The organism is Vreelandella azerica, assembly GCF_013112225.1.
Taxonomy (GTDB): domain Bacteria; phylum Pseudomonadota; class Gammaproteobacteria; order Pseudomonadales; family Halomonadaceae; genus Vreelandella; species Vreelandella azerica.
Window position 1 is genome coordinate 734,197 of the sequence record NZ_JABFHI010000001.1, and the last position, 19,631, is coordinate 753,827.

General features: G+C 57.7%; 13 protein-coding genes and 4 pseudogenes. 7 read left to right on the forward strand and 10 right to left on the reverse strand.

Annotated features, from left to right (window positions below; all coding sequences use genetic code 11):
- Window positions 1–1,152 carry a DUF294 nucleotidyltransferase-like domain-containing protein gene (locus tag HLB35_RS03505; RefSeq protein WP_171701487.1) on the forward strand — a complete coding sequence of 384 codons (1,152 nt, stop codon included), beginning with the start codon at window positions 1–3 and terminating at the stop codon, window positions 1,150–1,152.
- 8 nt (window positions 1,153–1,160) lie between these two features.
- Here HLB35_RS03505 and HLB35_RS03510 read toward each other — a convergent pair.
- The 4 genes and pseudogenes from HLB35_RS03510 to HLB35_RS03525 form a co-directional block, all read right to left on the reverse strand.
- Window positions 1,161–3,894, reverse strand: a pseudogene (locus tag HLB35_RS03510) (ATP-binding protein).
- Window positions 3,895–3,942: 48 nt separating this feature from the next.
- A complete protein-coding gene (locus tag HLB35_RS03515; protein ID WP_328730921.1) occupies window positions 3,943–4,101 on the reverse strand; it encodes a hypothetical protein in 159 nt (52 codons plus the stop codon).
- Window positions 4,101–6,156, reverse strand: a pseudogene (locus tag HLB35_RS03520) (3'-5' exonuclease). The gene HLB35_RS03515 and the pseudogene HLB35_RS03520 overlap by 1 nt, the downstream one beginning before the upstream one ends.
- A complete protein-coding gene (locus HLB35_RS03525; protein WP_171701488.1) occupies window positions 6,153–6,527 on the reverse strand; it encodes a response regulator transcription factor in 375 nt (124 codons plus the stop codon). Before HLB35_RS03525 ends, HLB35_RS03520 begins: the two are co-directional and overlap by 4 nt.
- A 187-nt stretch (window positions 6,528–6,714) precedes the next feature.
- On the opposite strand from HLB35_RS03525, the gene HLB35_RS03530 reads away from it, so the two are divergent.
- Together HLB35_RS03530 and HLB35_RS16890 are read left to right on the forward strand one after the other, a co-directional pair.
- Complete coding sequence (locus HLB35_RS03530; RefSeq protein WP_235936953.1) at window positions 6,715–7,488, forward strand: tRNA-queuosine alpha-mannosyltransferase domain-containing protein; 774 nt, start codon at window positions 6,715–6,717, stop codon at window positions 7,486–7,488.
- Window positions 7,489–7,504: 16 nt separating this feature from the next.
- Complete coding sequence (locus HLB35_RS16890) at window positions 7,505–7,765, forward strand: glycosyltransferase (protein WP_235936954.1); 261 nt, start codon at window positions 7,505–7,507, stop codon at window positions 7,763–7,765.
- Here the strand turns inward: HLB35_RS16890 and nth are convergent.
- From nth to HLB35_RS03560, 6 genes and pseudogenes are all read right to left on the reverse strand, one after another.
- Window positions 7,754–8,394, reverse strand: a pseudogene (nth, locus tag HLB35_RS03535) (endonuclease III). The gene HLB35_RS16890 and the pseudogene nth overlap by 12 nt on opposite strands.
- Window position 8,395: 1 nt before the next feature.
- Window positions 8,396–9,172 carry an RnfABCDGE type electron transport complex subunit B gene (locus tag HLB35_RS03540; RefSeq protein ID WP_171701489.1) on the reverse strand — a complete coding sequence of 259 codons (777 nt, stop codon included), beginning with the start codon at window positions 9,170–9,172 and terminating at the stop codon, window positions 8,396–8,398.
- Window positions 9,173–9,181: 9 nt separating this feature from the next.
- Window positions 9,182–11,218 carry a methionine--tRNA ligase gene (gene metG, locus HLB35_RS03545; RefSeq protein WP_171701490.1) on the reverse strand — a complete coding sequence of 679 codons (2,037 nt, stop codon included), beginning with the start codon at window positions 11,216–11,218 and terminating at the stop codon, window positions 9,182–9,184.
- Between the two features lie 97 nt (window positions 11,219–11,315).
- Window positions 11,316–11,597, reverse strand: a complete 282-nt coding sequence (locus tag HLB35_RS03550; RefSeq protein ID WP_171701491.1) for a hypothetical protein — start codon at window positions 11,595–11,597, stop codon at window positions 11,316–11,318.
- Window positions 11,598–11,732: 135 nt separating this feature from the next.
- Window positions 11,733–12,911, reverse strand: a complete 1,179-nt coding sequence (locus HLB35_RS03555; RefSeq protein ID WP_235936955.1) for a 1-acyl-sn-glycerol-3-phosphate acyltransferase — start codon at window positions 12,909–12,911, stop codon at window positions 11,733–11,735.
- Between the two features lie 79 nt (window positions 12,912–12,990).
- Window positions 12,991–13,935: a recombination-associated protein RdgC gene (locus HLB35_RS03560; protein ID WP_171701493.1), complete on the reverse strand. Its 945-nt coding sequence runs from the start codon at window positions 13,933–13,935 to the stop codon at window positions 12,991–12,993.
- A gap of 182 nt (window positions 13,936–14,117) precedes the next feature.
- On the opposite strand from HLB35_RS03560, the gene HLB35_RS03565 reads away from it, so the two are divergent.
- The 4 genes and pseudogenes from HLB35_RS03565 to pheA all read left to right on the forward strand — a co-directional run bounded on the left by HLB35_RS03565 (window position 14,118) and on the right by pheA (window position 19,612).
- On the forward strand, window positions 14,118–14,555 hold the full coding sequence (locus HLB35_RS03565) for an acyl-CoA thioesterase (RefSeq protein ID WP_171701494.1): 438 nt from the start codon (window positions 14,118–14,120) through the stop codon (window positions 14,553–14,555).
- A gap of 154 nt (window positions 14,556–14,709) precedes the next feature.
- Window positions 14,710–17,430 (forward strand): DNA gyrase subunit A, encoded by a 2,721-nt coding sequence (gyrA, locus tag HLB35_RS03570; protein ID WP_171701495.1) that lies wholly within the window; start codon window positions 14,710–14,712, stop codon window positions 17,428–17,430.
- Window positions 17,414–18,517, forward strand: a complete 1,104-nt coding sequence (gene serC, locus HLB35_RS03575) for a 3-phosphoserine/phosphohydroxythreonine transaminase (protein ID WP_171701496.1) — start codon at window positions 17,414–17,416, stop codon at window positions 18,515–18,517. Before gyrA ends, serC begins: the two co-directional genes overlap by 17 nt.
- Before the next feature lie 4 nt (window positions 18,518–18,521).
- Window positions 18,522–19,612 (forward strand): annotated as a pseudogene (gene pheA, locus HLB35_RS03580) (prephenate dehydratase).
- The last annotated feature ends 19 nt before the right edge of the window (window positions 19,613–19,631 follow it).

Genomic DNA, 19,631 nt, shown 5'->3' on the forward strand with positions numbered 1-19,631 from the left:
ATGCACTGGTTGCACCGTGCCTCGCCATGGCGCTGTCTGTTTGAGCCGCCATTTGACCCTGAGGTCGGTGAACAACGCCTGATGGAACCTCTGCAGCGTGTGCTTTCGGCTGCGCCTGCGAATTTATCTTCTGCCTATCAGTGGCAACGCCAGTGGGTAGAGGTACTGATCCGTTATGACCTTCCTGCCTGGCGTATCAGCCAGCTGATCAGTGATTACAATGCCTGGCTGTATCGCCGGGCGATTGATGAATCCCTCGAAGAAATGACCAGCCAGGGCTGGGGCCCTGTACCGGTACGCTACTGTGTGCTGGTACTGGGTTCCGGTGCCCGTGATGAAAGCCTGTTGGGCCCTGACCAGGATAATGCCCTGATCATTGAAGACTATCCGGACAGCCGTCAGCGTGATATCGACGGCTATTTCCAGGCCCTGGGGGAAGGGTTTACCCGACGTTTGGATGAAGCGGGTATTCCGCTGTGCCAGGGGTACGTCATGGCCCGCTGGCCAATGTGGCGAAAACGCCTGAGCGAGTGGCAGACCCAGCTGGAGCTGTGGACACAGGACAGGCAGGTCAAGCGGGTTCAGCAAACCAATATTCTGCTGGATTTCAACCCCGTTCACGGTGATCGCTGGCTGGCGGATGATCTGGCCAAGTCAGTGACGCAGATACTACCCACCCGGGCCCTATTCATGGATGAAATGGCTGCCCTGCTGGATGAGTTGCCGGTAGCGCTGAATCGCCGTGGACGGCTGGCCAACACTTCCACCCAGGAAGGACCTTTTGATCAGGCCATTGATCTCAAGCGCCAGGGGTTGATGCCGCTGGTCAGCGCGGTGCGTCTGCTGGCGGTGCATCAGCGTTGTAAGGAAGTATCAACTCGCCGCCGATTACTGACCCTTGGGGTAGCACCCGACTGCCCGCTCAGTCTTGGTGAGGCTGAAAGCGTACTGGCGACTTTTCAGCGCTTGCAACAGTTGATGTTTGATCAGCAGCGCCACCAGATGGCTATCGGGTTGACGACAGACAGCTGGCTGGATCTTGCCCGCCTGCGGGCCGATCAGGTGCATATGCTGGTGTATGACCTGCAGGCAATTCGGCGTTTTGTTAATTGGGTTCAGACTCAGGTGCGCAGCAGCCGCCGAGTAAACTGAACACCTTTCTACTGGGCCTGCTCAGGCGCTTCGGGCAGTTCCATTATCAGGCAGGCGCCGCCCAGGTTAGGGGCATCTTCCACCCATAGCCGCCCGCCCAGATGGGCCACAATGCCCCGGCTGATGGGGAGACCCAGGCCGCTGCCTTTGGGCCTGCCACGGGGTACTTCACCCTGTTCCTGAATCTGGTGGAACTTCTCAAAGACTCTTTCCCGCTCGTCTTCGCTGATCCCTTTACCGTTATCCTCAACGCTGAGCCGATAATGACGTTTGTGGCGATAGAGACGCAGGCGCACTTTGGGCTGATCGGTATCGGCAAACTTGCCAGCATTGTCGAGCAGATTGATGATGACCTGCTCCAGACGGTCTTCATCACCAATAATGATGGCGGGTTCAACGTCTATGGCGCTATCGAGGGCGATGCCACGGTTTTCCTGCAGGCGGGAAATGGCATCCACGCTGCGCTGGGCCACCTGGGCCAGGTCAAGCGGCTTGGGGTCGAGCGTCAAGCGGCCGCTCTCCAGCCGGGCCAGGTCGAGAATTTCCTCTATCAGGCGTGAAAGACGCTGGCTTTCATGGACGATAACGCCAAGAAAATGCTGGCGTTTGTGTTCAGGCAGATTGTCACCGTCACGCAGTATCTCGGCAAAGGCGCGAATCGAGGTCAGCGGTGTGCGCAGTTCATGGCTGACCATGGCAACAAATTCATCCTTGAGTCGGTCAAGTTCGCGCAGGCGTTCGTTGGCACTGCGTAATTCTTCGCCAATGCGCGCCAGCTCATCAGATTTCTGTTCCAGGCGGCGGTTATATTCCAGGGTTTGCGAGGTGGTGTCGAGAATGCTCAGTAACCCTTCAAGATCCAGCGCTTCGCCACGTACCACTGAATTGATCAGCACTCTGGCGGAGGCGCTGCCCAGCGAACCGGCCAGGGCCTGTTCCGCACGGGTCACCAGCGCGTGGGAGGCAATCTGGTCGGCAGCGTCCTGGGATTCAGCGATATCCGCAAATACCCGCTGGTTGGCCGCTGCGCCCAGATAGCGCGCCAGCAGGTCACGCAGCTCGCCCTGAGTGGTTTGCCCCCGCCACAGAGTGGTGCCTTGCAGGTTGGGGTGCATGGCTTCGGTGAACAGCGCCGCCTGGGTCTGTTCCAGCGGCGTGGGACGGCTGAACAGCGACGCGCCGACCAGCAGACCGACGTTGGCCAGCATGCTCCACAGCAGCGCATGGGTATAGATATCCCAGCCCTGCAGGCCAAACAGCGCATAGGGCTTGAGCCATTCAATGCCCCAGGGCCCCTGTTCAATCAGCGCCATGTCCCACCAGCCGGATTGCGCAAAGCCGGGCAACAGCAGGGTATACCCCCAGACGCCAAACCCAGCGATCAGCCCAAGCATGGCACCCAGGCGTGAGGCACCGCGCCAGTAAAGGCCAATCAGCAAGGCGGGCGCAAACTGCGCCACGCCAGCAAAGGAGACAAGCCCTATGGTCACCAGGCTGTAGGCATCCCCCATCAAGGCGTGATACAGATAACCCAGCAGCAACAGCAGTACGATGGCAACCCGGCGAATGCCCAGCAGCCAGCCCGCCAGTTGACCGGGCTGGCTGGCGTGCAGAAACCTGAAACGCAGCAACAGCGGCATGATCAGTTGGTTGCTGACCATGGTAGATAGAGCAATGGTTTCGACAATCACCATGCCGGTGGCGGCTGATAGCCCGCCGATAAACACAAACAGCGGCAAGCCTTCAGCACCCGCTGAAAGCGGCAGGGTCAGTACAAAGCTATCCGGGTCGTCGGCCACATCGCCAAGCAGCAGGCCCGCCAAGGCTATCGGTACCACAAACAGGTTGATCAACAACAGGTAAAGAGGAAACAACCAACTGGCCCGTGTTAGGTGATGTTCATCGACGTTTTCCACCACCAGCACCTGGAACTGGCGGGGCAGGGTAAGAAACGCCAGAAAGGCCAGAATCAGCATGCCTACCCAGCCAGTGGTACCGCCGGGCACTTGATCCAGACGCAGAGTATCCGCCAGATCAGGGCTAAGCGCGACCTGTTGAAACAGATCCTGTAGGCCGGCAAACAGTACAAACACCACAAAAACGCCGACACTCATGAAGGCCACCAGCTTGACCAGGGATTCCAGCGCAATCGCTGCCACCATGCCTTCATGGCGTTCGCTGGCGTCCAGATGGCGGGTGCCAAACAGGATGATAAACACCGCCAGCACCAGCGCTACCCACAGTGATTTATCTAACCAGAAACCTTCATTCGCCAGGCTGGCGTCCGGCGAATTGGGGTAGTTGATCAGCACAGTGGCTGACCGTGATGGCCTTGAGCTGGAGGGCAATATACGGCGTGATGGTAATCAATGCCATCAGGGCGACCAGTGCCCCCAGGACAGAACTTTTCCCGTAACGGGCGCTGATAAAGTCTGCAATGGAGGTGATACGCTGGCGCGCGGCAATCCGCACCATCTTGCGCAACAGAAAGGGAGCGGTGAGCATGGCCAGGGTGGGCCCCAGGTAGATCAGCAGGAAACTTGGGCCGTACTCCGCTGCCCGCCCAACGCTGCCGTAAAATGTCCAGGCGGTGCAGTAAACCGCAATTGAAAGGGCATAGACGCTGGAGGAGCCGATGATAGACTTACCTTGTTCGGCTCGCCTGTCGCCCCAGGCAGCAACCACAAACAGCAGTGCGAGATAGCTGAATGCAGCGCCGAGGATGACAAGGTCAGTGCGCATGGCGTTAGTGCCCTTTGCTGCCTTCCATCAGCCAGGCGGTCAGGCCAATCACACCGGCCCAGGCAATGAAAGGTATAGGGTAAGGCTGGCCCAGCCGGGTAGGCGGTCCACCGCTATCAACAGCGGTGGGCTGAATAGCACCACCATCAGCAATGTTAACGCCATAAGGCGCTCATTACGTCGGGAGCTTTGAGCAAAGGGCTTCATCAGGCACTTCCATCGGCTTTATCAAAGGCATTGGCCTGCAGGGCAAGCAGTTTTTCCAGGGTATCGATACCGCGCGCCTCCAGGCGTGGCAATAGTGCTAGCCACAGTTCTGCGGTGACCCGGGCATCCCCAAGGGCGGTATGCCGGGTGCCGGGGGAAGGCCAAGTGGTAGCGCTCGGCCAGACTGTCGAGGTCGTGGCCGTCAATCGCTTCATCGAGTGCCCGGGAAATCAGCAGCGTGTCGAGCACTGGCAGGTCAAAATCGACGCCGTGATGGCTGATCGCCAGCATATCAAAAGACGCATTATGGGCCAGCAGCACCGCATCACCCACGTACTGGCGGAAGCGGTTGAGGATAATATCCAGCGGCGGGGCGCCTGCCACGTCAGCATCGGTCAGGCCGTGAATGGCCGTGCTGGCGGCGGGGATAGGCCGTTTGGGATCAACCTTGTAATCGAAGGTTTCGCTGGCCAGCAGGCGGGCATTCACTACCCGGCAGGCACCAACACTGATGACAGTGTCTCCCCGGCGCAGCTCAAGGCCGGTAGTTTCGGTATCAAAGGCAACCACCTCCAGGCTGCGCAATGCCCGATTGGCCAGTGCTTCATCCGGGTGCGGCAGGTCAGCAATCCCGAAATCGTGGAATTCCGGCCGTGGCGGCATCGCCTCACGGGGCGCACCAACCCGCTCGGTGGCGGGCAGGGGTAAACGAATGCGCGCATAGCCGCTGTCTTCATCGGCGAGGCTCCAGGTATCACTGGCGTGTTGGCGCAGTACATCAGCAACAGTGGGGGAGAGCGGTAGCACCTCCAGGCGCTGACGGTGCCATTCGGCCAATTCGCGCTCCGGAAGAGGGTCACCTTTCCAGATGAAATCCAGATAGACCCGTTTATTGCCCAGGCAAACCTCGCCCTCAAAACCGCTTTCGGGCAAATAGGCGCTGAGGTGCTGGATCAGCGAGGCCATCAGGGCAATCAGCGCTGGTGCATCGCCCTTGAACCAGGCGGGCATGCCAATCGGCGTGATCAGACGGTGCTCCGGGTCAAGCCGTTCATCCAGAGCCTGCCAGAAGTCGTTCGACCACATGGGTGACAGGCGCTCGCCCTGATGCTGCATGTCATCCAGCAATTGGCCGATACGGGCGACGTTATCGCCCAGGGTGGTGCCTTCAGACTGAATCACCCCTTCCAGACGCTCGCACAGCTCGGCGCTGCGGTCGCCCTGTTGGCGAAGCTGAATCAGCGCGTCGGCGGCACTGATCAGGCTGGCAGTGTGCTGGCGCAAGGGCGTCAGCATGGCCGCCAGGTCGGCGCGCACGCCCATTTCGTTTGACCAGGAGGCGGTGGCATCAGTGAAGGTTAGTAGGGTCTCGCCCTCGCTGCCCGGCACCCGGCGCAGCAAGATTTTCAGCCAGCGTTCATCGCAAGGGGCCAGTAGTTCACGGGGCGAGCCATCCTGAGGCAGTTGAGACAGGGCCTGTTGCAGGCTGGGGCTGGGCACCAGGGCTTCCAGGCGTTTACCCAACCCCAGGCCATCCTGATCATGGAAAAAATCTTCGGCGGCCTGGTTGAACAGCATGACGCGGCGATGCTGGTCACACAGCAGCAAGGGGGTTTCAAGTACCTGCAGCAGAGTTTCCAACTCCTGGCGGATACGCGCGGCACTGCGCGCGCCTTCAGTGTGGGCAGTGGCCAAACGGCTGCGATCAGCCTGCCAGCTTTCGTGTACCCGGCGCAGATCGGGCCCGAGGCCTTTCAGCCAGCCTTCCGGCGGGTGTTCATCGCGGGCATCTGGGTTGGCCACCAGCCTGGCCAGCTGAACCTGTAGGTGACGCAAGGGTGTAAAGAGCATCCGTTCAAGCAACAGGCCGACCAGAAAGATGGTGGCGCCCCCGGAAAAACTGCCCAGCCACAGCACCCAGCGCTGCCAGCCTTGTGGGGCCAGCTGAGCATCCAGCAGGGCCGCAAAAATGGCGCCACCCAGAAAACTGATACCGCTAAGCAACAGCCACAGGCCGATCAGGCGCTGGCGCTTGGGCAGCCCGCGCCGATTCATGAGGCCTCCTCGCCAATCAACTGGCGCACTTTCTCAACCAGTGCCTGGGTGGAAAAAGGTTTTGTAACGTAGTCATCAGCGCCCATGGCCATGCCTTTTTCGCGCTCGACCTCACGGCCATGGGCGGTCAGCATGATGATGGGTAAACGTTCGGTTGCCGCCTGAGCGCGAAGCTGCTCAAGGACGTCAAAGCCGCTGATACCCGGCAGGCTGATATCCAGCAGAATCAAATCTGGTGGGGTGCTTTCCACGCACGCGAGGGCTTGCTCGCCGTCCTCTGCCGTCGTGACTTTGTAGCCTGCCTGTTCCATCAGAAATTCCAGCGACAGAACAATGTTGGGCTCGTCATCGACTACCAGGATATTGGCCATGTGACTCTCCCGAGATACTGAGTAACGTTGTTATTGATGTTAGCGCTCCAGGCTGATTCTATCGCCTTTTGCTTCAAGTGTATGGGTAGCCTCAGATAAGGCAAAGACGACCTTGGCCGAATGCTGCTAAAGTAGCTGCCGTCACCTCATCGCTAACTGCTGCACTGATTACCCGGGAGAATCCCCCATGCGTGCGTTATTGCTGTCTGCCTATGCGGCAGTAAGCCATCAATTCTGGGCCGAACAGGTGGTGGCGCATACCGATGCCGAGTGGACGACGCTTACCTTGCCGCCGCGACATTTCAGCTGGCGAGTGCGTGGTAACCCGCTGACCTGGGCGCTCAAGGAGCATGCAAGGCTCAATCAGCCCTATGATCTGGTGTTAGCGACGTCAATGGTGGATCTTGCCACGCTGATCGGCCTTTACCCTGGCCTGGGCAGTGCCAGAAAGGTGGTGTACTTCCATGAAAATCAGTTTGCTTACCCGGAATCTGCCCAACAGGTGTCCTTGGTAGAAGCCAGGATGGTTAACCTTTATTCGGCGTTGGCGGCGGATGAGGTGGTATTTAACAGCGTTTATAATCGGGACTCCTTTGTCGACGGTGCGCGCGCCTTTTTGAAAAAGATGCCTGAAAATCTGCCTGCCGCTGCGCGTCTGGAAACGCTGAGGAGCAACGCGCATATTCTGCCCGTGCCGATCTGCCCGTTATCTTGCAAGGCGCCTAATATTAACAAGCCAACTCGCATTATCTGGAACCACCGTTGGGAATACGATAAGAACCCGCAGGATTTTTTTACTGCGCTGTACGCCCTTAGTGATCAGGATATACCTTTTGAGCTGGCCGTCATGGGGAAGCAGTTCCGCCAGTCGCCCGAGGTGTTTGAGCAGGCCAGAGAGCGGCTCGACACGCATATCATTGCCTGGGGGCTCAGCCGGAAAGTGACTATAAAGCGCTGTTGAATGAAGGGGGATTGTCGTGTCGACCACCTGGCATGAATTTCAGGGGTTGGCCATTATGGAAGCCGCCCAGCGCGGTGTATTGCCCCTGGTACCGGATCGGTTGTGCTTTCCGGAACTCTATCCGCCCGAGTATCGCTATGACGGCAGTGTAGAAGGCTTGAAGCACAGGTTGCAGACCTGGCTGACGGACCCGGCAACACGTCCGTCATCGCTTTCCACCGAGCGCTGGGAATGGCCCCAGTGGCAGGCTCCTTATCAGGCGCTGCTAGGCGTCTAGCTCAGTTTTTTCCTTGAACTCACACAGATCTGCAATGATGCAGCTGCCGCAGCGCGGTTTGCGGGCCACGCAGGTATAGCGGCCGTGCAGGATCAGCCAGTGATGGGCATCCTGCTTGAATTCCCGAGGCACATGGCGAATCAGCTTTTTTCGACCTCAACCACATCCTTGCCCTTGGCGATGCCGGTGCGATTGGATACCCGGAAAATATGCGTATCAACCGCCATGGTCGGCTGGCCAAAGGCGGTATTGAGAATCACGTTGGCGGTTTTACGTCCAACGCCGGGTAGGGCTTCAAGCGCCTTACGCGTCCTGGGAACCTCGCCGCCATGCTGACTGACCAGCAGGTGACAGGTCTTCATCAGGTTTTCAGCCTTGGTGTTGTAAAGGCCAATGGTCTTGATATGGTCTTTCAGACCATCAATGCCCAGATCAATAATCGCCTGTGGCGTATTGGCTACCGGAAACAGCCGCGCTGTGGCTTTATTGACCCCGACATCAGTCGCCTGGGCCGAGAGCAGAACCGCTGCCAGCAGTTCAAACGGTGATGACCAGTTAAGCTCGGTGGTCGGGTGGGGGTTCTCAGCCCGCAACCGTGCAAATATCTGGTAGCGTTTGTCAGCGTTCATATTATTCCTTGGCAGTCTGTTCCAGTGTGCGTCTTGCCTCATCCAGCATTCGCTCGGCATCAGGAAGCTGTGCCCGTGCGGTAGCTTCGGCTTGGGCATCCTCGCGGCGCTGGGCACTCTCCAGCTGCTGTTGCACCCGCTTGAGGGCCTGTTCAGCCGCCTTTACTGCCATTTGCCGCTGGCGCTGCTCGGTAGTGACAGCGCTGCGTGATGCACGCGAGTGCTGTTGAATTGCGCGTTTCTGACGCTCGCGGCGTTTCTCGCGCTGCTCTCGGGCCAGGCGCTGGTTGCGGGCGGTGAACCGCGCTCGCCCTTTGGCGGCGCGGCGAGCCAGGTAGTTATCCTGTGCGGCTGGGCTTTCAGCCGCTTGCCACTGTGGATGCGGGAGCAGGTCGATGCAGTCTACCGGGCACGGAGCAACGCACAGCTCGCAGCCGGTGCATTCGTCAATGATCACCGTATGCATGCGTTTTGAGGCACCGAGGATGGCATCCACCGGGCAAGCTTGAATGCACTTGGTGCAGCCGATGCACTCAGCCTCGCGAATATAGGCTGCCAGTGGCGGCTGGGCGGGCTGCTCAAGAGGCAATGCAGGCCGGCCCGTCAGCTCGGCCAGACGCTCAACGGTGGCCTGGCCACCGGGCGGGCAGCGGTTGAGCGCTTCGCCGGCGGCGATGGCCTCTGCGTAGGGACGACACCCTGGCTGTCCGCACTTGCCGCACTGGGTCTGGGGCAGCAGGGCATCAACGGCTTCGATTAGCGCGAGTGTGTCTGTCACCACGAGACCTCAGGTGACCCGCTGGCCGGGTTCGGCGCCGGTATCCGGCGATAGCAGGTAGATGCCATCATCGTTAGCTGAGGCCAGTACCATGCCTTCTGACATGCCAAAGCGCATCTTGCGCGGCGCCAGGTTGGCGACCATCACAGTCAGGCGGCCTTCCAGGGCTTCCGGTGCATAGGCGCTGCGAATGCCAGAGAATACATTGCGGGTTTCGCCGCCCAGATCCAGGGTCAGCTGTAACAGTTTGTCTGCGCCTTCCACATACTGAGCTTTGGCAATCCGGGCAATGCGCAGGTCGACCTTGATAAAGTCATCAAAGCTGATCTGCTCGGCAATCGGGTCGTCGGCCAGCGGGCCTTTCACGGCATCCTTGAGTTTCTGTTCTTCCACAAGATCTTCCTTTGAGGCTTCAATCATGGCATCAATCCGATCACGCTCAACGCGGGTCATCAGCGGTTTGAACTTGTTGATGGTATGGCTCAGCAGGGTGGAGTGGCGGCTGTGCCAATCGAGTGTTTCAAGGTTCAGGAACACCTGCGCCTGCTCGGCCATGGCGGGTACCACAGGGGCAAGGTAGACCATCAGCTGGCGGAACAGGTTAATGCCGACAGAGCAGATATCCAGCACTTCCTGTTCGCGGCCTTCCTGCTTGGCCAACACCCAGGGTTCGGCATCGGCGATGTAGGTGTTGGCTTCGTCGGCGAGTTCCATGATCCGGCGCATGGCGCGGCTGAACTCACGGGCTTCGTAGTCGTCAGCAATCTCATCACCGGCGGCGATAAAGCGCGCCAGCATCTGCGGCTCGGCGCAGTTAGCCGAGAGCTGGCTATCCCCCAGCTTTTTCACAAACCCGGCGCAGCGGCTGGCAATATTGACCACTTTGCCCACGAGGTCACTATTCACCCGAGCAGCGAAATCATCCAGGTTGAGATCCAGGTCATCGACCTTGGACGTCAGTTTGGCAGCAAAGTAATAGCGCAGATATTCCGGATTTAGGAAATCCGCGTAGGTGGCTGCCTTGATGAAGGTGCCGCGGGATTTCGACATCTTGGCGCCGTCAACGGTCACAAAGCCGTGGCAGTTAACCGCCGTTGGGGTGCGGAAATCAGCCCCGTGAAGCATGGCGGGCCAGAAAAGCGCGTGGAAGTAGACGATGTCCTTACCAATGAAGTGGTAGACCTCAGCGTCAGAGCCGGGCTGCCAGAAGGCATCGAAATCAATCCCTTCGCGCTCGCAAAGATTCTTGAAGCTGGCTAGATAGCCAATCGGAGCATCCAGCCAGACGTAGAAATATTTACCCGGCGCGTCAGGAATCTCAAAGCCGAAATAGGGCGCGTCGCGGGAGATATCCCACTCGTTGAAGCCGGACTCGAACCACTCCATCAGCTTGTTGCGAATCTGCGGCTGGACATGGCCGTCATTGACCCACTGCTGCAGGAACTCAGCAAAATCCGGCAGCTTGAAAAAGTAGTGAGTGGAACTGCGCACTTCGGGTGTGGCGCCGGAAATCGCTGAAACCGGGTTAATCAACTCCGCAGGGGTGTAGGTGGCGCCGCACTTTTCGCAGTTATCGCCGTATTGATCCTCAGCGTGGCATTTCGGGCAGGTGCCTTTGATAAAGCGGTCCGCCAGAAACAGCCCTTTCTGCGGGTCAAACATCTGCTCGATATCGCGGGTGGCAATATGGCCTTTATCGCGCAGGCGGGTGTAGATCAGCTCGCTGAAATAGCGGTTTTCTACAGAGTGGGTGGAATGGTAATTATCAAAACTAACGCCAAAGCGGGCAAAGTCGGCCTGATGATCGCGGGAAACCCGTTCGATCAACGCTTCGGAAGTGATGCCTTCCTGCTCGGCGCGCAACATGATGGCGGTGCCGTGAGCATCGTCAGCGCAAACGTAGTAGCACGCCTGGCCACGGCTTTTCTGAAAACGCACCCAGATGTCCGTCTGGATATATTCCAATAAGTGACCAAGGTGAATATCGCCGTTGGCGTAGGGCAGGGCGCTGGTGACCAGAATATTGCGCGTGGCAGTATGTGACATAGGTTAAGACACTTCTGTTGAAATCAGGCTGAAATAAGCCCGGCGAAGCAGGCCGATGCTTCGCCGGGAACCAGTGTGAAAGCAGTCAGTAACAGGGCTAGTAAAGAGCCTGCTCTTCCATGATGACTTCGCGTAACAGGGCCAGAAACAGCTTATCGGCTTCTGAATGCTCGGCGGGGTCTTCAGGAATATGCACACTGGTGGTGTCAGAAATTTCATTGGCGATACGCGCCATGACATCCTGAGAGTTGCCATTGGCAAATTCCTTGCGTGCTACCTCCAGCGACTGTTCGAGGATTTTCGGATCCTGGAGCAGTTTGCGGATAAACCCTTGCAGTTCGTTGATGATACGCGTTTTCTGGATTTCTGAAGCAGACATGGTAGGTCTCCTTGTTTGGCCTGGCCTGTAGTGCCGCAAAGCGCATTGATAATAAGCGCGACAATAGCATTTTTTACTTTTCAGGGCATCTAAACGCCAGCTAACGGCGAGCAATCTTGCGTGTCTCAATAGGGCTTACCCCATCAGGCGCCCTGCTTTATGTTTGACCGGGTTGGCGTACTGCGCCAGCCAGTAAGGCCTGAGATATTCCGGTACCTCGGCCAGGCGCGCCTGGAAACGCTCTTTATCCTGGCGGGTAATCGCCTTGCGGGCCACCAGTTCAGGGGCATCGCCCAAGGTGTCGAGTGCTAGGTAATGGCTTGAAAACAGCCGATATCCACCAATGACCTGACGATCAATTTCCGCTGCCACTTCGTCAGGGGTGGCCATGTCGGTACCGATAGGTGTACCAAAGCGTAGCTGCACCCGGCCTTTGTGACCGGTAATGCCGGCAACAATCGACTGGATATCCTCAAACTCGCTCTTGGCGTAGCTGCCCTGGTGATCGACGTCGTGGAGCTCCTGGGCTTTCTGCAGGTCGCAGGGGTCGTATTCATAGCTGATCGATACGGGCACCAGCTTCAGCTCTGCAATCGCATCGCCAAACGCCGCCTGGCGCTCTGCGTTGCGACGCGCCATGGTCAACATCTTGATAATCGCAGGCTCGGTGCGGTCAATGCCATTTTTGGCACGTCCTTCGCGCTGGGCCATCCAGATGGAATGCTGGTCTTCGGTAATCGAGTGGCGGATATAGGCCGAAAGCTGCTGATAAGCCGCCAGCATGGCGCGCTTGCCCCGTGCGCTACGCGGCACGATAAAGCTCTTGTTTAAGCGCATCAGGTCGGTGACATAGGGCTTTTTAAGCAGATTGTCGCCAATCGCAATGCGCACGGTATCGCGGCCTGCCAGGTAGAGGGCGTAGTTGACGAAGGCCGGGTCGAGTGAAATATCTCTATGATTGCCGATAAACAGATAGGCGCTGTTGCCATCAAGCTTATCTAGCCCGGATACCTCGAAGCTGTCGGTGGTGGTGCGGATCATGCGCTCCATGTAATGGGCAATCCGCATCTGGAAGTCGTAGACAGTTGAAACGTCCTTTACTTCGCGACGCACCGCATGACTGGCCAGTGCCCGCGCCAGCGGCGGCGCCCAGCGGGCCAGGCGCGGCAGGCGAAAGCGGGTCAGGGCGTTGAGCAGTTCGCTATCTCGGGAAAGGCGCGCCAGCACATCAGCCACTTCGTGATCCATATAGGGACGAATATCTGCCCAGGGGTCTTCCGCCTGACTGATATGATCGACCGTGCCTGTTGTCATATTCGATGTTGTATTGGATGTTGGTTTGAAATCAGTCATGCGATCCGTAAAACGCTCCCTTCAGTCGGTGGCACCGTGTTTATCCCTTGAGAGGTGATGTCTCAAGAGGTGACGCTGTTGCTTCGCCATCCAGCCATGCCAGCAAGCGTTTGGTATCTTCGGCCAGTGCCTGCGCCATCAGGATAAAATCTGTTTCCAGACGAACAAGCGCATCGTCAGCGTCATCGGCATTGTCGGCCTCTTCGATTAGGGCATCGCTGAAACGCAGACCTTTAATCGCCAAATCTTCATGTAAGACAAAGCTTAGTCGTCCTTCAATGCTTAACGCCAGCTTGCTGGCTTGACGGTCACTGGCCAGCAGCTGCTGGATATCGTCGCTATCCAGGTCTACCTGGCGCGCGCGCAGTACGCTGTCATCACCCTTGGCTTTGAGCTCAACCTGATCGCCCAGCTGCATATCGTTGGGGCGGGTGCTGGCATCGTTCAGCCAAGTGGTCATGGCGCGCAGCGGCAAGGTCTTGGCCGCCAGTGGCGTGACTTTCAGGCTGCCCAGGGTTTCGCGCAGCAGATCCAGAATATCTTCCGCTTTTGTGCGTGAACTGACATTGACGCCAATCAACTGATGGCGAGTGTCCCACCAGACATCCACTTTCTGGCTGCGCACAAAGGCCTGGGGCAGCAGGTTTTCGGTCACCTGCTCTTTCAAGGCGGTCTTTTCCTTGCGAGATACTTTGCGCCCCTCGGCCGCTTCAATTTCTGCGACCTGTTCATCCACTTCTTCCTTGACCACCGAGGCGGGCAGCAGGCGTTCCTGGCGTAAGGCGCTAATCAACCGTTGGCCCTGCATTTCATGTAGCAACTGACCGTGGCCAGCGCGTCCTGCGGGCGCCGTCCAGCCCAGTCTGCGGGCATCAGCATTGCCCAGCGGCGTGGATTTGTGCGCTTGTAGCGCTTCTTCCAGTGCTTCTTGTGAAAGCTCCTGGTCGCCGTGAAGACGGTATAACAGCAGGTTTTTAAACCACATGACGCCTGTACCCAAATGAAAAGTGGCTCATTATGGCGAAAGCAGCGCCTGCCTGCCAGCGCGATTCACGAAGGTCTGATGTAAAAGTCTGTTATGCAATGCGAGGATTGAATGGCTTTCAAACATGTGTTTGATTTGTAGTGATGGTTCACTTTTCAACAAGCCAAGATCAGGAGACTAAAATGTCCGACAAACTTTCACGCCACGCTTTACGGGTTCGCGGCTATCACCTTGACGGCTATGGTCATGTCAACAACGCCCGCTACCTTGAGTTTATGGAAGAGGGCCGCTGGGGATTCTTTGATGATCATCCCGCCTTGATTAAAGAACTGCGGCGGGCAGGCAAAGCCTTTGTGGTGGTCAACCTGAATATTGATTACTGCAAGGCGGCGTTGGAGGGTGATGATCTGGTGGTGCTGACCGGGATTATCAGCGTGGGGGAGCGCAGCGCCGTTTGTCATCATCAGGTGATTCGGCGTCGCGATAGCGCTTTGGTTGCCCGGGCGGATCTGACCTTTGTGCTGCTGGATATCAATGCTAACAAAGCCGCGCCCATTGAAGGCCAGGTGCGTGAGGCGTTGGAGGCGCTGACCCTGGATAAATCAGACTTTAGCGCCTGATCACAGCCTAGCGATGTCACTGACTGCCCTTGCTGCTTCTGCAGTGGTATGATGTAGCGGTATTTGCGCACCACCTTGTAACGTTAAGTAAGGTGGTTTTTTTCAGCGCTTTCAACTATCGCAGCGCCAAAGCAGTGCAAAGGATCTGACTTTCATGGGTGACATCGCCAGAGAAATCTTGCCCGTCAATATTGAAGACGAGCTCAAGCAGTCGTACCTCGACTATGCGATGAGTGTCATTATCGGCCGCGCGCTGCCAGACGTGCGCGACGGCCTGAAGCCAGTGCATCGGCGCGTACTGTTTGCCATGCATGAACTGGGTAATGACTGGAACAAACCGTACAAGAAATCAGCGCGTGTCGTGGGTGATGTGATTGGTAAGTATCACCCGCACGGTGACAGCGCCGTTTACGACACCATAGTGCGTATGGCGCAGCATTTCTCCATGCGCCACGTACTGGTCGACGGCCAGGGCAACTTTGGTTCCATCGACGGTGATAGCGCCGCCGCCATGCGTTACACCGAGGTGCGCATGTCGCGCCTCGCGCATGAGCTGCTGGCGGATCTGGAAAAGGAAACCGTTGACTGGGTCGATAACTACGATGGCACAGAGCGCATCCCGGATGTTCTGCCCACCAAGGTGCCTAACCTGCTGATCAACGGCTCCTCTGGGATTGCCGTCGGGATGGCGACCAATATTCCGCCGCATAACATGCGTGAGGTCATCGATGCCTGCCTGGCGTTGATTGACGATTACACCCTCACGGTGGATGACCTGATGGAATACGTTCCCGGGCCTGATTTCCCGACCGCGGGTATCATCAACGGCCGTGCGGGTATTCTGGAAGCGTATCGTACCGGGCGTGGGCGCATCTATGTGCGCGCCTGCCACACCATTGAGCACGACGATAAAACCGGCCGCGACCACATCATCATTACCGAGCTGCCGTACCAGGTGAACAAGGCGCGGCTGATCGAGAAAATTGCCGAGCTGGTCAAGGAAAAGCGCATTGAAGGCATTGCCGAGCTGCGTGATGAATCCGATAAAGACGGCTTGCGCGTCGTCATCGAGATCAAGCGCGGCGAGTCTGGCGAGGTGGTGGTCAACAACCTATTTGCGCAAACCCAGCTGCAGAATGTGTTCGGCATCAACATAGTGGCGCTGGAGAACGGTCAGCCCAAAACGCTGAACCTGAAACAGCTGCTTGAAGCCTTCATTCGCCACCGTCGCGAAGTGGTTACTCGACGCACTCTGTTTGAACTCAAGAAAGCCCGGGAACGTGGCCATATTCTTGAAGGCCTGACGGTGGCTATCTCCAATATTGATGAGGTCATCGAGCTGATCAAGGCGTCACCCAACGCCGCAGAAGCCAAGGAAAAGCTGCTGGCGCGCAGCTGGCAGCCAGGCCAGGTGACCGAGATGCTCGAACGGGCAGGCGCGACGTCCTGCAAGCCTGAAGAGTTGGAAGAAGGCTTTGGCCTGAACCCGTCGGCCACCGACTATCGCTTGTCGCCTGCCCAGGCCCAGGCGATTCTTGAACTGCGTCTGCATCGCCTGACCGGCCTTGAAACCGAGAAGCTGCTTAACGAATACCTCGCGATTCTGGAAAAAATCGCCGAGCTGACCACCATTCTGGCCTCGCCAGATCGCCTGATGGAAGTGATCTGCGAAGAACTGCACGCCGTGCGTGATCAGTTTGGCAACGATAGGCGCACCGAGATTCAGGCCAGCCATCTGGATCTTTCCATGGCCGACCTGATTGCTGAAGAGGATATGGTGGTTACAGTGTCGCGCTCCGGCTATGCCAAGACTCAGCCGCTGTCAGACTATCAGGCTCAGCGCCGCGGCGGGCGCGGCAAGTCGGCCACCTCAATGAAAGATGAAGACGTCATTGAGCATCTGCTGGTCGCTTCGACCCACGACACCATCCTGCTGTTCTCCAACCGCGGTAAGGTGTACTGGCTGAAGGTATACGAAATGCCGGTGGCCAGCCGTGGCTCGCGCGGCAAGCCGCTGGTCAACCTGCTGCCCCTGGATGAAGGCGAGCAGATCAGTACGATTTTGCCGGTCAGTGACTATGACCCGAGCCACTATATTTTCTTCGCTACGGCCAAGGGCACAGTAAAACGTACCAGTCTTGAGCAGTTCTCGCGGCCACGTAGCGTTGGCCTGATCGCGATTGATATTGAAGAAAATGATCGTCTGATCGGGGCGGCGATTACCTCAGGCGATGATCACGCCATGCTGCTGTCTTCCAACGGCAAGGCCATCCGCTTCGAAGAAGGCAATGTGCGCGCTATGGGGCGTACCGCCCGAGGCGTGCGCGGTATGCGCCTGACCGGTGATGCAGAAGTTATCAGCCTGATTATTCCTAAGAGCCAGCAGATTGATGCCGAAACAGATGCAGAGCCAGATGGTGAAGCGGATGCGGCGGTATCGCTGGAAACCTCGCAAGTCTCCCAGTCGGATGGCCAGATCTATATCCTGACCGCCAGCGAAAACGGTTTTGGCAAACGTACCCGGCTGGAAGAATTCCCGCTGCGCGGGCGCGGTGGCCAGGGCGTTATCGCCATGCAGACCAGCGCACGTAACGGCCAGATGGTTGCCGGCATGCAGGTGTATGACAGCGACGAAATGATGCTGATCACTGACCGTGGCACTCTGGTGCGCACCCGTGTCGAAGAGGTCTCGACCACTTCCCGTAACACCCAGGGCGTGATGCTGATCCGTCTTGGCAAGGAAGAGAAACTGGTAAAAACCGTGCGTGTTGACGAGCCGGAAGACACTGAACTTGACGCAGTATTGCTGGAAGACGAGGACACCCCACAGGCCAACGGCGAGGAGGCAGCAGGAACCGATGACACGTCACTTTAATTTTTGTGCAGGGCCGGCCGCACTGCCGACGGCTGTTCTCGAGCGCGCCCAGGCGGAAATGCTTGATTACCACGGGCGCGGTCTTTCGGTGATGGAAATGAGTCACCGCAGTGATGAGTTCGTGGCCATTGCCGAGCAGGCAGAAAGCGATTTTCGTGAACTGCTTGGCGTGCCGGATAACTACCGGGTGCTATTTCTTCAGGGCGGTGCCAGCCTGCAGTTTGCCATGTTGCCGATGAACCTTTTAGGTAAAGGCGGCAGTGCCAACTTTATCCAGACCGGCATCTGGGGCAAAAAGGCGCTGGCAGAAATCAAGCGCCTTGAGTTGCCTTATCATGTGGCCGCAGACAGCGCAGCAAACGGCTTTACCGCCGTGCCACGCCCGCAAGAGATTCAGCTCAGCAAGGATGCCTGCTATGCCCACTACACCGCCAATGAAACCATTGGCGGCTTGGCCTATGATTACACGCCAGCGCTAACCCGTGCTGATGGCAGCGAGGTGCCGCTGGTCTGCGATATGTCGTCAAGCATTCTTTCCGCGCCGCTGGATGTCTCAAAATTCGGGGTGATCTATGCCGGTGCCCAGAAAAATATCGGCCCAGCGGGGCTGACCCTGGTGGTAGTCCGCGATGACCTGCTGGATCAGGCGCGTACTGGCATTCCGACGCTATTTGATTACAAGGGCATCAGTGAAGCGGGTTCGATGGTCAATACGCCGCCGACCTACGCCTGGTATCTGGCAGGCTTAGTCTTCCAGTGGTTGAAGCATGACGTCGGCGGCCTTGAGGCCATGGCCAAGATCAATCAGCGCAAAGCAGAAAAGCTCTATGCCGCCATTGATCGCAGCGATTTTTACAGCAACCCGATAAAGGTGGCTAACCGCTCGATCATGAACTTGCCTTTTGTATTGGCCGATGCAGCGCTGGACAGCGCTTTCCTGGCGGAAGCCAATGCGGCTGGGTTGTTGAACCTCAAAGGCCACCGCAGTGTGGGTGGCATGCGTGCCAGTCTATATAACGCGGTACCAGAAGAGGGCGTTGATGCGCTGGTGGCCTTCATGGCCGATTTCGAACAAAGAAAGGGCTGAATTGATGAGCGATACCTCCGTCAAGCTGGAAACCCTGCGCCAGCGTATTGATCAACTTGATAGCGATATATTGCGGCTGATCAGTGAGCGGGCCAGCTGCGCCAAGCAGGTGGCTGATGTCAAACTCGCTGATGACCCTACCACTGTCTTCTATCGCCCCGAGCGTGAAGCTCAGGTGCTGCGGCGCATTATGGCGCTGAACGATGGCCCGCTAGACGATGAGGAAATGGCGCGGCTATTCCGTGAGATCATGTCCGCCTGCCTGGCGCTTGAGCAACCCATCAAGGTGGCTTATCTGGGGCCGGAGGGCACCTTCACCCAGCAGGCGGCGCTCAAGCATTTCGGCGAGAGTGCAGTAAGCTTGCCCATGGCGGCCATAGACGAAGTGTTCCGTGAAGTGGAAGCCGGTGCCGTCAACTATGGCGTAGTGCCGGTCGAGAACTCCACGGAAGGGGTAGTTAATCACACCCTGGATACGTTCATGGAGTCATCGATCAATATCTGCGGTGAGGTGGTGCTGCGCATTCACCATCATCTGCTGGTCAGCGAGAATACCCGTCGCGACAAGGTATCTCGAATCTATTCGCATCCTCAGTCCTTTGCGCAATGCCGGAAATGGCTGGATGCGCATTTTCCCATGCCGAACGGGTGCCGGTAGCCTCTAATGCCGAAGCCGCCAAACTGGTCAAGACAGAATGGCACAGCGCAGCGATTGCCGGTGATATGGCTGGCAAGCTCTATGGTCTTGAGCGGATTGCTGAAAAAATCGAGGATCGCCCGGATAATTCCACTCGTTTTCTGATCATCGGCAGCCAGGATGTGCCCATGTCCGGCGATGACAAAACCTCGCTGGTGGTAGCAATGCGCAACCAGCCGGGCGCCCTGCATGACTTGCTGGAGCCTTTTCATCGTCATCAGATCGACATGACGCGCCTGGAGACCCGTCCGGCGCGCTCTGGGGTGTGGAACTACGTATTCTTTATTGATTTCAAGGGTCACCACGCTGAACCTCAGGTGGCCGCCATGCTTGAAGAAGTGCGCCTGCGGGCGGCGGATCTTAAAGTGCTGGGATCCTATCCCCAGGGTGTGCTGTGACGGTGACAAAACCGGAGCA

Excerpts from the sequence above, each read along its gene's own strand:
- HLB35_RS03530 (WP_235936953.1), top strand. The coding sequence starts at position 6,715 with ATGCGTGCGTTATTGCTGTCTGCCTATGCGGCAGTAAGCCATCAATTC.
- HLB35_RS03565 (WP_171701494.1), top strand. The coding sequence starts at position 14,118 with ATGTCCGACAAACTTTCACGCCACGCTTTACGGGTTCGCGGCTATCAC.
- metG (WP_171701490.1), bottom strand. The coding sequence starts at position 11,218 with ATGTCACATACTGCCACGCGCAATATTCTGGTCACCAGCGCCCTGCCC.
- HLB35_RS03525 (WP_171701488.1), bottom strand. The coding sequence starts at position 6,527 with ATGGCCAATATCCTGGTAGTCGATGACGAGCCCAACATTGTTCTGTCG.
- serC (WP_171701496.1), top strand. The coding sequence starts at position 17,414 with ATGACACGTCACTTTAATTTTTGTGCAGGGCCGGCCGCACTGCCGACG.
- HLB35_RS03560 (WP_171701493.1), bottom strand. The coding sequence starts at position 13,935 with ATGTGGTTTAAAAACCTGCTGTTATACCGTCTTCACGGCGACCAGGAG.
- HLB35_RS03515 (WP_328730921.1), bottom strand. The coding sequence starts at position 4,101 with ATGAAGCCCTTTGCTCAAAGCTCCCGACGTAATGAGCGCCTTATGGCG.
- HLB35_RS03555 (WP_235936955.1), bottom strand. The coding sequence starts at position 12,911 with ATGACAACAGGCACGGTCGATCATATCAGTCAGGCGGAAGACCCCTGG.
- HLB35_RS03505 (WP_171701487.1), top strand. The coding sequence starts at position 1 with ATGCACTGGTTGCACCGTGCCTCGCCATGGCGCTGTCTGTTTGAGCCG.
- gyrA (WP_171701495.1), top strand. The coding sequence starts at position 14,710 with ATGGGTGACATCGCCAGAGAAATCTTGCCCGTCAATATTGAAGACGAG.
- HLB35_RS03550 (WP_171701491.1), bottom strand. The coding sequence starts at position 11,597 with ATGTCTGCTTCAGAAATCCAGAAAACGCGTATCATCAACGAACTGCAA.